Annotated in this window: 14 protein-coding genes; 13 read left to right on the plus strand and 1 reads right to left on the minus strand. The window is 68.9% G+C overall.

Translation table 11 applies throughout. The features are described 5' to 3' along the window. Positions 1-270 precede the first annotated feature (270 nt). The 11 genes from H5V44_RS13585 (at position 271) to H5V44_RS13635 (ending at position 10,254) form a co-directional block, all read left to right on the plus strand. Positions 271-1,677: an ammonium transporter gene (locus H5V44_RS13585; RefSeq protein WP_185193678.1), complete on the plus strand. Its 1,407-nt coding sequence runs from the start codon at positions 271-273 to the stop codon at positions 1,675-1,677. Next, entirely contained in the window at positions 1,670-2,032 is a 363-nt protein-coding gene (locus tag H5V44_RS13590) for a P-II family nitrogen regulator (RefSeq protein WP_185193679.1), read from the plus strand. Before H5V44_RS13585 ends, H5V44_RS13590 begins: the two co-directional genes overlap by 8 nt. A gap of 67 nt (positions 2,033-2,099) precedes the next feature. After that, positions 2,100-2,558, plus strand: a complete 459-nt coding sequence (locus H5V44_RS13595) for a universal stress protein (RefSeq protein ID WP_185193680.1) — start codon at positions 2,100-2,102, stop codon at positions 2,556-2,558. A 106-nt stretch (positions 2,559-2,664) separates the two neighbouring features. Further along, positions 2,665-3,093: a DUF4870 domain-containing protein gene (locus tag H5V44_RS13600; protein ID WP_185193681.1), complete on the plus strand. Its 429-nt coding sequence runs from the start codon at positions 2,665-2,667 to the stop codon at positions 3,091-3,093. A gap of 51 nt (positions 3,094-3,144) precedes the next feature. Then, positions 3,145-3,909, plus strand: a complete 765-nt coding sequence (locus H5V44_RS13605; protein ID WP_185193682.1) for a CPBP family glutamic-type intramembrane protease — start codon at positions 3,145-3,147, stop codon at positions 3,907-3,909. A 78-nt stretch (positions 3,910-3,987) separates the two neighbouring features. Further along, positions 3,988-5,346: a glutamate-1-semialdehyde 2,1-aminomutase gene (gene hemL / locus H5V44_RS13610; protein WP_185193683.1), complete on the plus strand. Its 1,359-nt coding sequence runs from the start codon at positions 3,988-3,990 to the stop codon at positions 5,344-5,346. A 59-nt stretch (positions 5,347-5,405) separates the two neighbouring features. After that, positions 5,406-6,026, plus strand: a complete 621-nt coding sequence (locus H5V44_RS13615) for a hypothetical protein (protein ID WP_185193684.1) — start codon at positions 5,406-5,408, stop codon at positions 6,024-6,026. A 65-nt stretch (positions 6,027-6,091) separates the two neighbouring features. Then, the gene (gene hemC / locus H5V44_RS13620; protein ID WP_185193685.1) at positions 6,092-7,192 is read left to right on the plus strand and encodes a hydroxymethylbilane synthase; all 1,101 of its coding nucleotides are present in this window, start codon (positions 6,092-6,094) and stop codon (positions 7,190-7,192) included. Between the two features lie 2 nt (positions 7,193-7,194). Next, positions 7,195-8,004 (plus strand): uroporphyrinogen-III C-methyltransferase, encoded by an 810-nt coding sequence (gene cobA, locus H5V44_RS13625; protein WP_185193686.1) that lies wholly within the window; start codon positions 7,195-7,197, stop codon positions 8,002-8,004. Next, entirely contained in the window at positions 8,001-8,753 is a 753-nt protein-coding gene (locus tag H5V44_RS13630; protein WP_185193687.1) for a uroporphyrinogen-III synthase, read from the plus strand. The genes cobA and H5V44_RS13630 overlap by 4 nt, the downstream gene beginning before the upstream one ends. A gap of 49 nt (positions 8,754-8,802) precedes the next feature. Beyond that, entirely contained in the window at positions 8,803-10,254 is a 1,452-nt protein-coding gene (locus tag H5V44_RS13635; RefSeq protein ID WP_185193688.1) for a single-stranded-DNA-specific exonuclease RecJ, read from the plus strand. A 56-nt stretch (positions 10,255-10,310) separates the two neighbouring features. Here H5V44_RS13635 and H5V44_RS13640 read toward each other — a convergent pair whose 3' ends face one another. Further along, positions 10,311-10,700, minus strand: coding sequence for a hypothetical protein (locus H5V44_RS13640; RefSeq protein WP_185193689.1), 390 nt, complete (start codon positions 10,698-10,700; stop codon positions 10,311-10,313). Between the two features lie 853 nt (positions 10,701-11,553). Here H5V44_RS13640 and H5V44_RS13645 point away from each other — a divergent pair. Continuing rightward, positions 11,554-11,925 carry an Hsp20/alpha crystallin family protein gene (locus H5V44_RS13645; RefSeq protein ID WP_185193690.1) on the plus strand — a complete coding sequence of 124 codons (372 nt, stop codon included), beginning with the start codon at positions 11,554-11,556 and terminating at the stop codon, positions 11,923-11,925. A gap of 107 nt (positions 11,926-12,032) precedes the next feature. Continuing rightward, positions 12,033-13,088: an inorganic phosphate transporter gene (locus H5V44_RS13650; RefSeq protein ID WP_185193691.1), complete on the plus strand. Its 1,056-nt coding sequence runs from the start codon at positions 12,033-12,035 to the stop codon at positions 13,086-13,088. Positions 13,089-13,127: the final 39 nt, after the last annotated feature.

A 13,127-nucleotide genomic window follows, 5' to 3' on the forward strand; every position in this document is an offset into this window, starting at 1 on the left:
GGCGGAATCCGGCCTCGATGGCAGGATTTGCCTGAACGTTCGTACACCAAACCCACGATAACAACTCCCGTACCCCACGGTCATCAGCCTTATACACCTAATATTGTTCACCAAATCATACGAACGTCTGGATACTCATCTTCATTTTGGACGTTTTCAACTCCAAAATTTATATACTATCCTTCCTTGAGGCTTTCTCGTGATTCGAACCACGAACCACTGCGAAATCGGAGCACCGTCGGACAAACGTTCAGGGATGGAGGTGGTCGTATGGTAACGCCGTTACAGCTCGACCCGACCGCGATCGCCAACGGGGTCAACAACGTCTGGATTCTGGTCGTCTGTTTCCTGATCTTCTTCATGCAGCCCGGGTTCGCGCTCCTGGAGAGCGGGCAGGTACGGGCGAAGAACGTGGGCAACGTTCTGATGAAGAACATGACCGACTGGACGCTCGGCGTCCTGGTGTTCTTCATCGTCGGCGCGGCGTTCAGTTCGATCGTCGGGATGGTGACCACGCCCGGCGTCCCGCTCAGCGTCGGCGGCGCGTTCTCGTACATCAACGATCCGACCGCCTACATCGGGTGGTTCTTCGGCGCGGTGTTCGCGATGACCGCGGCAACGATCGTCTCCGGGGCGGTCGCCGGCCGGATGAGTTACAAGGCGTACGTGTTCGTCGCGGCGGCGATGACCGCGGTCATCTACCCGGCGATGCCGGGGATCGCGTGGGGCGGTAGCGGCCTCGTTTCGGGCGCCGGCTACCTCGGCCAGCTCATCGGGGTCGGCTACCTCGACTTCGCCGGCGCGACGATCGTCCACATGTGCGGCGGGCTGGCCGGTCTCGTTGGCGCGAAGATGGTCGGTCCGCGGAAGGGCCGCTTCGACTCCAACGGGAACTCCCAGGCGATTCCGGGCCACTCGATGCTGCTGGCGGTGCTCGGGACGCTGTTCCTCGCGTTCGGGTGGTACGGCTTCAACGTCGGCACCCAGGCGACCGTGCTCGCGGTCAGCGACGGCGCGGTCGCGTTCAACGGCGGCGCCTTAGGACAGGTCGTCCTGAACACCACGCTCGGGATGGGCGCCGGCGGCGTCGCGGCGATGATCGTCTCCGCGTCCTGGCAGGGCAAACCCGACCCGCTGTGGGCCGCAAACGGCCTGCTCGCCGGCCTCGTTGCGGTCACGGGCGCGGTCCCGCACGTCACGTGGTGGGGCGGCGTCATCCTCGGCGGCATCGCGGGCGCCCTGGTCCTGCCGACCTACCGGTGGGTGGTCGACTCGCTGAAGATCGACGACGTGTGTGGCGTCTTCGCGGTCCACGGGTCCGCGGGCGCGATCGGGACCATCCTCATCCCGTTCTTCGGCGTGACCGCCTCCGGCGGCTACACGTTCCTCGGCGTCGACCAGCTGGTGATGCAGGTCGTCGGCGTCGCGGTCGTCGGCACCTGGACGGTACTGGCGACGATCGTGGCGTTCAAGATCGCGGACGTCCTCTTCGGGCTCCGCGTCTCCGAGTCCGAGGAGGAGGAAGGCCTCGATCAGAGCGAACACGGCGTCTCGGTCTACCCCGAGTTCGTCCCCAACCAGAGCCGCGGTGAGGGCACCGTTGCCACCGACGGCGGCGACGTCCGGACCGACGGCGGGGAACCTGCCGAGGATGCGGAGGTGACCGGCGATGAGTGAGAACGACGGTAGCGGCATCAAGCTCGTGATGGGATTCATCCGCCCGGACAAACTCGGGGACGTCAAGCAGGCGCTGGCGGAGGCGGGCGCGCCGTCGCTGACGGTGACGAACGTCTCCGGTCGCGGCTCCCAGCCCGCGAAGAAGGGACAGTGGCGCGGCGAGGAGTACACCGTCGACCTCCACGAGAAGGTCAAAATCGAGTGCGTCGTCGCCGACATCCCCGCCGAGGACGTCGTCGACGCCATCGCCGAGGGGGCGAACACCGGCGAGAAGGGCGACGGAAAGGTGTTCGTGCTGCCGGTCGAATCCGCACGCCAGATCCGGACCGGCAAGACCGGTCCCGACGCGGTGTAACCGGGTCGCTACGCCCGCAGCGTGACTCACCGCCCGATTTTATGTTGTACCGGAAGAGATTGCGGGTATGGGAATCCAAACCGTAGTCGTCGCGGTCGGTCACAGCGACGAGGACCGAATCGAGGAGATCGTTGAGACGGCGACGGACCTCGCGGGGCCGGCGGGCGCGGCAGTCAGGCTGGTCCACGTCTTCGAGCGCGACGAGTACGATCGGATCCGCGACCAGCTCGACGTCGCTGTCGACGACGAGGTCACCCCCGACGAGGTGGCACGACGCCACGTAACCATCCGGAAGGTGGGCGAGGCGATGGGCGCCGCGGGACTTGAGTACTCCTGGCACGGCCGGCTCAGCGACGAGGGCGAGCAGGGCGACGCGATCGTTGAAGCTGCCGAAGAGCTCGGCGCCGACCTGCTGGTCGTGGGCGGTCGCCGCCGCTCGCCCACTGGCAAGGCGGTCTTCGGCTCCACCGCCCAGGAGGTGATGTTGAGCGCGCCCTGCCCGGTCACGTTCGTCCGTGCGGACTGAGACTTCGTCTCGGTCGATGGTCACGGAGCAACGACCGGGCGCTCGGCGCGGCGACCCCCGTGACTCCTACGAGGGTTTATCGCCGATCGAGCACCCAGATCCCCCGATGACACGACCCACCGACGGTCCGAGCCGCCGTGACGACCGACCGCGCCGATCGAGCGGCGGGGACGGCCAGTCGCGGACGCTCGGGCTCACCCCGCCGGTCGCCGGCGCGCTCTCGTACTCGCTGACGTTCGTGACCGGCATCGTCTTCTACCTGTTCGCCGACGACCGCTTCGTCAGGTTCCACGCCGCACAGAGCACCCTCGTTTTCGGGCTCCTCGTCGCGCTCAACGTCGTGCTCTCTGCCCTCGTGGGGCTCGTCGCGTTCGTGCCGGGCGTCGGTGGAGTGCTCGCCCGAATCGTCGGCGCCGCCGCGGCGCTGACCGGCGCCGTCGGGCTCGTGCTCTGGATCGCGCTTATGTACCTGGCGGTCCGGGGGACCGAGTACGCGGTGCCGGTGGTCGGCGAGTGGGCCCGGCGGCTGGCGTGAGCGGCCCCGCGGAGGAACAGAATCAAGCCCCGCGGCGCCGCCACCCACGGTGTGGATCTCACGCCGCTCACCGCCGTCGGCCTCGCGGTCGCGCTCGTCGGGTTCCGGCTGCTCGACCGGGCGCGACGGGCAGTGCGCTCGTGGCGCGCCGAGTCGCCGCGGCCCGCGGCACGCGGCCCCGCCGCGACCGATCTCCGGGAACACGCCTGGAAGTGGGCGGTTCCGGCGTGTCTGCTCCTCCTCGTCGCCGCCGAGGGGCGATCGCTCGCGTCCGTCGGCTGGCAGGTTGCGTCGCCGCCGGTCGCGCTCCGGCAGGTCTGTCTCGGACTCGTCGCGCTGTTCGGGGTCAATATCTTGACAGCGCCGCTGTGGGCCCGCGTCGGCGACCGCGGCGAAAGCCTCGCGGCCGGGGTGGGCGCGTTCGCGACGCTCTCGGTCCCCGAACGCCTGTTCGTCGCGATCACCGCCGGCGCGACCGAGGAGACCGCGTTCCACGGCTACGCGATCGAGCGGCTGCTCGCGCTCACCGGGAGCCTCCCGCTGGCCGGCGGCGTCGGCTTCGCGGCGTTCGCGGTCGGGCACCTCGGCGACACCTGGGACCGGCACGCGGTCGCACGGATCGCCCAGCCCGCGCTGGTGACGACCCTGCTGTACCTCCAGTTCCGCTCCCTGCCCGTGCTGGTCGCGATCCACGCGCTCCACGACGCCGCGGTGCTTTTGCTCGCCGAGCGGTTCGCGGCGCGGACGGGCGGCGGCGACGGCTCCGACGCCGACGACGGCGCCCCGGTGGCGGTCCGGTGGCTCGGCAGGGAGTGACCGGGCCTCTCCCCGCCGGTCGCAACCCGACCGGCCGAAGCAACAAGCCCTTTTGAGGTCCCGACCGAACCACGCAGTATGAACCACGACGAGTCGCGGGCGCTGTACGACCGGGCGCTGTCGGTCATCCCCGGCGGCGTCAACTCCTCGGTGCGGGCGACCCGTCCGTACCCGTTCTTCGTCGAGCGCGGCGACGGCGCCCACGTCGTCGACGCCGACGGAAACCGGTACCTCGATTACGTGATGGGATACGGGCCGCTGCTCTACGGCCACGACCCGCCGGAGCCGGTCCGGGCGGCGATCCAGTCGTACGCCTCCGAGGGGCCGATGTACGGTGCCCCGACCGAGATCGAGGTCGAACTCGCGGAGTTCGTCGCCCGCCACGTTCCGTCGGTGGAGATGACCCGGTTCGTCAACTCCGGCACCGAGGCCACGGTGTCGGCGGTGCGGCTCGCCCGCGGCCACACCGGTCGCGACAAGATCGTGGTGATGCAGGGCGGCTACCACGGCGCCCAGGAATCGACGCTGGTCGAGGGCGGCCCCGACGGGACGATGCCCAGTTCCCCGGGCATCCCGCCGTCGTTCGCGGAGCACACCATCCCGGTCCCGTTCAACGATGTCGCGGCGATCGAGGACGTGTTCGAGGCCCACGGCGACGAGATCGCCGCCGTTCTCACGGAGCCGATCCTGGGGAACACCGGCATCGTCCACCCGGTGGACGGCTACCACGAACGCCTCCGGGAGTTGACCGAGGCCCACGGCGCACTCCTCATCTTCGACGAGGTCATCACCGGCTTCCGTGTCGGCGGCCTCCAGTGTGCACAGGGGAAGTTCGGGGTCACCCCCGACGTGACGACGTTCGGCAAGATCGTCGGCGGCGGGTTCCCGGTGGGCGCGATCGGCGGGCGTGCGGAGATCATCGAGGAGTTCACGCCCTCGGGCGAGGTGTTCCAGTCGGGCACCTTCTCCGGGCACCCGGTGACGATGGCGGCGGGCTACGAGTACCTGAACTACGCCGCCGAGAACGACGTCTACGACCACGTGAACCGGCTGGCCGAGCGGCTCCGCCGCGGCATCACGGACATTCTGGCCGACCGCGCGCCGTCGTACACGGTGGTCGGCACCGACTCGATGTTCAAGACCGTGTTCACGCGCCGGGGCGCCCCCGTCGACGGCGAGGCCCTCGACAGCGAGAGCGCCGTCTGCGAGGCAGGGTGTCGCCAGCGCGAGTCGTGTGCGAAGTACGATCACTGCCCCAAGACGGGCGCGGACGTCGGCGACGCCGAGGTCGAGCGGTGGGAGCGGATCTTCTGGCAGGAGATGAAACAGCGGGGCATCTTCCTCACCGCCAACCAGTTCGAGTCGCAGTTCGTCTCCTACGCCCACACCGACGAGGACGTCGAGGAGACGCTGGAAGCGTACAAGGACGTGCTGTAGCGGCGTCGTCGGGCTTCCGGTCCCCCGAGTTTTTGTACGATACCGGCGAACACCGGGGTATGAACGGCCCTCCACCCGACGACTCGACGCCCCCGACGGACGACGGCGGCCGCGACGCCGCGTCCCCGCCCGACGCCGGCCGCGACACCCGGCACCGAGGTGGCCGAAGCGACGCCGCAGCCGACCGTGCGGGCGGATCGTCCGGGGACGGGGCGGTCGGCGACCACGGCGGTTCGGACGCCCCCGATGCCGGCCGCTCGGAGTTCGACGACCCGCTCGGCGACCTCCTCCCCCGCGCCCCGGTCGACTCCAGGTGGTGGTACTGGATCGCCGCGATCCCGCTGTACGTGCTCTTCGGCGCCGTCTTCGGGGTGCTGTTCGTCGGGATCGCGCTGCTCGGCCTCGGGTTCGGGGTCGAGGGCGGCCTCGTCGGGTTCGGGCTGTTCTTCGTCCTCGTCGTCGTGCTCGGCCTCGCCGGGCTGGTGCTCACGGTCCTCTTTCCGATCGCAACCTACGTCGACGCCCGGGCGATCGCCGCCTCCGAGGCGCCGTGGACGCCCGACCCCCTGGTGTGGGGGCTTGCGGCGCTGGCGACGGTGGTGTTGAGCGCGTTCACGCTGAGCTTCGTGCTCGCGGTGTACTACCTCTACAAGCGGCACGTCGCGGTCAGGACGCCGTGAGGGAGCGCTGCCGCCCCGAACTCGAAGAAGTGGCCTTTTCACCCGTCGCCGCCCAGAGTCGGGTAATGACCACTCGCGGGCAGCTCCGACTGGCGACGCGGGGTTCGGATCTGGCGCTCCGGCAGGCCGCAAGCGTCCGGGAGACGCTCGAGGACCGTCGCTACGAGGTCGAACTCCGCGAGGTTGAGACGCGCGGCGACCGGCTCACCGACGACCTGATCCATCGGCTGGGGAAGACCGGCGCGTTCGTCCGCGCGCTCGACGAGGACGTCCTCGCGGGCGAGGCCGACGCCGCGGTCCACTCGATGAAGGATATGCCGACGGAGTTCCCGCCGGACCTCGTCGTCGCGGGCGTCCCCCAACGGGCGTCGGCGGCGGACCTGCTCGTGACCCCCGACGGCGCCGACCTGTCGGAGCTGCCGAGCGGCGCGGTCGTCGGCACCTCGTCGCTCCGCCGGAAGGCCCAACTGCTGGCCGAGCGGCCGGATCTGACCGTCGAATCCCTCCGCGGCAACGTCGACACGCGGGTCGAGAAGCTACTCGCGACCGGGCTACAGGCCGAACACGAACGCCGACTCGACGCCGAGGAGGGTGCCGCCGAAAGCGACGACGCCGAGGACGACGCCCCCGTATTCGACCAGTCCGTCGAGGCGTGGTTCGACGGTCTCGCGGAGATCGAGCGCCGCGCACTCGAACGCGACGTCGACGTCGAGTACGACGCGATCGTCCTCGCGGAGGCGGGCCTCCGGCGGTCGGGGCTGCTCCACCGGATCGAGTACGACCGGTTGGATCCCACGCAGTTCGTGCCGTCGCCGGGACAGGGGGCCATCGCGGTCACGACCCGCGACGACGGCGACGCCGTCGACCGGGTCCGGGAGGCGGTCGATCACCCCCGAACGCGGGTCGAGACCACCGTCGAGCGGACGGTGCTCTCGGAGCTCGGCGGCGGCTGTATCGCCCCGATCGGCGTCTACGCCACGCTCCAGGGGCCGTACGTCCACGTGACCGCCCGGGTGCTCTCCGGCGACGGCGAACGGGAGGTCGCCGACAAGCGGGATATCCCGGTCGAGGAGCACGTCACCGAAGCCGCGGCGTTCGCGGCGTCGCTTTCGGACCGCGGCGCCGCCGAGCTGATCGACGAGGCCCGCGGGGCCGCGGAGGAGTGACGATGAGCGAGGACTCCTCACCCGACGACGCGGCGGTCGGGCTGGTCTCGCTCGTCGGCAGCGGCCCTGGCGACCCCGAACTCCTGACGGTGAAGGCCCGGCGGCTGCTGGATACCGCCGACGTGGTGCTCCACGACAAACTCCCGGGGCCGGAGATCCTCGGAACGATCCCCGAGGACAGACGCGAGGACGTCGGCAAGCGGGCCGGCGGCGAGTGGACGCCCCAGGAGTACACCAACCGCCGGCTGGTCGAACTCGCCCGCGAGGGCAAGCACGTCGTCCGGCTGAAGGGCGGCGACCCGTTCGTGTTCGGCCGCGGCGGCGAGGAGATGGAACACCTCGCAAGCGAGGGCATCCCCTTCGAGGTCGTCCCCGGGATCACTTCCGCAATCGGTGGCCCCGGGGTCGGGGGGATCCCGGTCACCCATCGCGATCACGCCTCGTCGGTCTCGTTTGTCACGGGCCACGAGGACCCTGCGAAGGACGAATCGGCGGTCGACTGGGAGGCGTTGGCGGCGACCGGCGGCACCATCGTGGTCCTGATGGGCGTCGGCAACCTCCCCGAGTACACCGACGCGCTCCTGAAAGCCGGGCTGGATCCCTCGACCCCGGTGGCGCTGGTCGAGCGCGCGACGTGGCCCGGAATGCAGGTCGCGACCGGAACGCTCGACGACATCGTCGCGGTTCGCGACGCCGAGGACATCGAACCGCCCGCGGTCACCGTGATCGGCGCGGTGGCGGCGACCCGCGAGCGGGTACTAGAGTTCCTCCGGAACCGACCCGACGACGAAATGGGGGTGACCGACGCGTGAGCCGCGAGGTCCGCGTCGCGGTCTTCCGCCCCGACGACGAGCGGCTGGCCAACGCCGTTGAACTGCTGGACTCGCTGGGCGCGACGCCGGTCCCCGACCCGATGTTGGCCGTCGAGCCGACGGGTGCGGTCCCCGGTGACGACGTCCGTCCCGACGTCGCCGTCCTCACGAGCAAGACCGGCGTCGAACTCCTGGCGGAGGCGGGGTGGTCGCCGGGCGAGGCGACCTTAGCGTGCATCGGCCCCAAGACCGCGGCCGCGGCCCGCGACGCGGGGTGGACGGTGGATCTGGTTCCCGAGGAGTACTCCTCGTCCGGACTGGTCGCGGCGCTCGACGGCGACGTCGACGGGAAACGCGTCGCCGTCGCCCGGAGCGATCACGGCAGCCAGGTCCTGATTGAAGGCCTCCGCGACGCCGGCGCGGACGTTCGCGAAACCGTCCTCTACCGCCTCCGCAGCCCCGAGGGGGCGGGGCAGTCGACGGTGATGGCGGCCGGCAGCGAACTCGACGCCGCCTGCTTTACCTCCTCGCTCACCGTCGAGAACTTCCTCGAAGCGGCTGCGGAGCGTGGGGTCCGCGGGGAAGCCATCGCGGGGCTGAACCGCGCGGTCGTCGGCGCCATCGGCGAGCCGACGCGGCAGACCGCGGCGGAGTTCGGGATCCGGGTCGACGTCGTCCCCGAGAACGCAACGTTCGAGGCGCTGGCGACCGCGGTCGTGGAGAAAGCGGCGCCGACGTACCACGAGTAGCGCCCGCCCCGAACGTGGGTTTAAATCCGAGAACGACCCACAACCGGGTATGAGCGCGGACACGACGACGGCCGACGGGCCGGTTCCCGAACTCGGGGAGCGCGCCGCAGCCTGTGCGGCGCGGCTCCGAGACGCCGACTCCGTCCTGTTGGCGTCCCACATCGACGCCGACGGGCTGACGAGTGCCGCCGTCGCCGCGACGGCGCTCCGGCGGGCGGAGGTCCCCTTCGAGACCGTGTTCGCAAAGCAGTTGGACGACGCGGAGATCGAGCGCATCGCCGCGACCGACCACGAAACGGTGCTTTTCACCGACTTCGGGAGCGGCCAACTCGACCTGATCGCCCCACGCGCCGAAGCAGGGGCGTTCACGCCCGTGATCGTCGACCATCACCAGCCCGCTGATCTCCCCGACCACCGCGAGCCCGACCACCACCTCAACCCGCTTTTGTTCGGGATCGACGGCGCGTCGGAGCTCTCCGGGGCCGGCGCGAGCTACGTCCTCGCCCGTGCCCTGGAACCCCCCGGCGGCGACAACCGCGACCTCGCGGGGCTGGCGGTCGTCGGCGCGACCGGGGACATGCAGGCCACCGACGGCGGGCTCTCGGGTGCAAACCAGGGGATCGTCGAGGAGGGCGTCGCGGCCGACGTGGTCGAGGAGGCGACGGACCTGCTCGTCTACGGCCGCCAGACCCGACCGCTCCCCAAACTGCTCGAGTACGCAAACGACGTTCGGATCCCGGGGATCACGAACGATCAAGCCGGCGCCGTGGAGTTCCTCTCCGAGCTGGACCTGGAACTGAAGAAAGACGGCGAGTGGCGTCGGTGGGTGGACCTCACGATGGCGGAACGCCAGGCCGTGGTGAGCGGGCTCGTCAAGCGGGCGATCGCCTCTGGCGTCCCGGCGGATCGGATCGACGACCTGGTCGGCACTACCTACACCCTGAACCGCGAGGAGCCGGGCACGGAACTCAGAGACGTCAGCGAGTTCTCCACGCTCCTGAACGCGACCGCGCGGTACGAACGCGCGGACGTCGGCCTCGCGGTGTGTCTGGGTGACCGCAACGAGGCGCTCGACCGTGCGCGAACGCTCCTCCGGAACCACCGACGGAACCTCTCTGAGGGCATCGAGTGGGTCACGAGCGAGGGGACGACCGTCGAGAGCAACGTCCAGTGGTTCGACGCCGGCACGCGAATCCGGGAGACCATTGTCGGCATCGTGGCGGGGATGGCGGTCGGCACCTCCGATATCCGCGGCGACGTTCCGATCCTGGCGTTCGCCGAGAAGTCCGACGAGGAGGTGAAGGTCAGCGCCCGCGGAACGCACGCGCTGGTCCGATCCGGGCTTGACCTCTCGGCGGTGATGCGCGAGACCGCCCGCGCGGTCGGCGGCGACGGCGGCGGCCACGACGTCGCGGCCGGGGCGACCATCCCCACGGGGACCCGCGCCGAGTTCGTCGCCGAGGCCGACCGGATCATCGGCGAGCAACTGTCGGGCGACTGACCGCCCGGCGGGCGGCCGCCCGGGGCCACTTAAGCCTTCCGAACGGTCGACGCGGTTCAGAACTCCCGCGCCCACTCAAGCGCGCGATCCCGCGATTCGAACCCTTTCGTTTCCATCCCTTCGGCCTCGTTCTTGTTGCTGATCGCCAACCGACTCAACCCGTCCGCTACGTACGCTGTCGCGTCGATCCCGGTTTCCTCCGCCAGTTCGGTCCACTCCTCGTTGACGTGTGCGAGCGCCTCTCTGGGGAGGCTCCCGGCGTTCCCCACTTCGACGACCACAGCTGTCATCGACGGGTCGCTCGCAGTCTCCCTGAAGTGTTCCTCCCCCGGCTCCAACTCGCCCGATTCCAACGCTGCCGGCATATCTTCGACGCTCCAGACGCCGATGCCGTCGATCTCCTCGTACGTTACCTGCTCCGAGAGCTGCGTCCGTGCTCGGGACATACCGTTCCCTGGATGATAGCTGTTGAAAAGCTTGCCCTTGAGTATCAAAATAGATACTTCGGACGGATCGAGTGGATCCCGAATTACGCCGAAGACGGGTTACTGTTCCGAGGCTGTAGTCCGAGAGGCGAGCAGTATCCGATTCGATAACCCAAAACCATTCCGAAGGGACGGCTGTCCGGCTCCGGTGACGCCACCGGTCGAACTTTCATATACCAAAATAGGATTTATGACGGCGTGTCCGCCACGGTATCGACGCCGTGTGCGTCCCGCGCCCGCTGTGTCTCTTCCCGTCGACCGTTCGCGGTTCTGTGGCGCTCCCGAGTTTGGTTTCGGGGATCAACGGATCCCCCCTCGATTCACAACCGGCGGTGTCCGATGAGCGTAGCTGGCCCTATCGGGTAGTTTGAAAACCGCCACCGGTTCGACCCGGTACGCTCGCCGTCGCTCGATAGACGGGGAGCGTCTTTCGTGGTCAGGGAGTTTCGCTCCCTCAAACGACGGTCCTCGCCGCTCGTTCGCCCCTGCTCCCGGGCGCTTCGCGGCCGTTCGACGGGCTGAGGCGACGAGCCACCAGAAGAGCGGAGCTCCCCCGAGCCCACGGCGGCGGCACCGCCGTGGACTGCGAACCTGTTTTCACTTGCACAGTGCCACCTCGAAGCGGTATACATCCTATATTGATATACCGAATAGGGCCGGAACGAACTCGCTCCATCGTGTACGCTGGTGACGGAGGGTAAGCGCACCTGCAACATCCGACCCACCCTGCGGTAATTTTTGACATACTATCAAACCCCAACAATATTTATTACGAACCGCAACCAAATAACGGGTGGAACCGAGGTGATCAGCAATGGCACTCCCGACTGATCCCGCAAGTTCCTGGATGCAAGGGCTCGGATTCCCGTCCCGAATCTTCGACGACGCCGGTACCGACTACGAACTGTACGAGGAGGACGACGAGTTCGTCCTCACAGTGGAGCTTCCCGGCTTCGACCGCGAGGAGATCGACCTCGCGTGGGACAACGGTGTGCTGAACATCGCCGCCGAGCACGCTGACGAGGAGCGTGGTCGGAAACGGACCTATCACCGGCGGTTCAGGTTCCCGAAGGACGTCGACGAGGCGGAGATCTCCGCGTCGTACACCAACGGCATCCTCGAAGTGACGCTCCCGGTCGAGACCGAAGCCGCCGCCCACGGGACGGCGATTCCGATCGAGGGGTAGTCTCGGAGCAGCCTGACCTCGCTGCGGTTCCGGATCGGTACCCCGGGCCGACGCCACGTCGGTGCGGGTGAGGTAACTCCTTGTACTCGCTCGCGTAGCGAACACCAATGGTAGCCTCTGCGGTCCTGATCGGCGGGGTGGCTGTCGCGATCTTCGTCGGCGTCAACATCGGCGGGTCCTCGACCGGCGTCGCGTTCGGGCCGGCGACCGGGAGCGGCGTCCTCTCGATGCGGTCGGCGTCGGCGTTGATGGCGGTGTTCGTGCTCATCGGCGGGTTCACTATCGGAACCAACGTCGTCGAAACTCTCGGGAGCGGCTTCGTCCCCGCGGAGTACTTTACCCCCGCGGCGTCGATCGGCGTGCTACTCTTCATCGGGTTCGGGATCCTGTTCGGCAACCTGGTGAAGGTTTCCACAAGCACCAGCCAGACCGCCGTTGCCGCGGTCGTCGGAATGGGCGCGGCTCTCGGCGTCCTCGACTGGCGGACGGTGGGCGTCGTGGTGCTGTGGTGGATCCTCTCGGCGATCCTGGCCTTCTGGGTGTGTGCGTTCGTGGGCCGGTACCTCTACGACGCCGTGGTGGCGACGCTCGATCTCGAATCCAGGAACACGAAGCTCGCCGAACTAGTCGTGATCGCGATTAGTTGCTACATGGCGTTCTCCGCCGGGGCCTCGAACGTCGCGAACGCGGTCGCACCGCTGGTCGGCTCCGGGCAGTTCGGGATGCTCACGGGCGTTGCGCTCGGCGGCGTCGCGATCGGTGCCGGCGCGTTCGCCCTCGGCCCGCGGACGATGGAGACAGTCGGCGAGGACATCACCGACCTTTCCTTGGAGGCGTCGCTGATCGCCGAGATGATCGCGGCGTCGGTGCTCACCGGATTGAGCTGGGCGGGGATTCCGGCCAGCCTCGCGGTGGTCCTGACGGCGTGTGTGATCGGGCTCGGGTGGGGACGGGCGAGCCGGCGCGTGCCGCTGCCGGCGGTCGTCCGCCCCGAGGGGCTCACCGAACGCGAGCGGTCGGCGTGGGCGGGCGATCAACTCGACCTATTTCACCCCGGTACCACGAAGCGGATCGTGATCACGTGGATCGCGACGCCGACGGTCGCGGGGCTGGTCGCGTTCGGCGCCTTCGAGGCGGCCCAGCGGCTCCAGCTTCTGGCCTGACCTCCCTTCGGGACCCAGTCAGGCTTTTCAGAACTCACG

This window comes from Halobellus ruber, assembly GCF_014212355.1.
Lineage (GTDB): Archaea > Halobacteriota > Halobacteria > Halobacteriales > Haloferacaceae > Haloquadratum > Haloquadratum rubrum.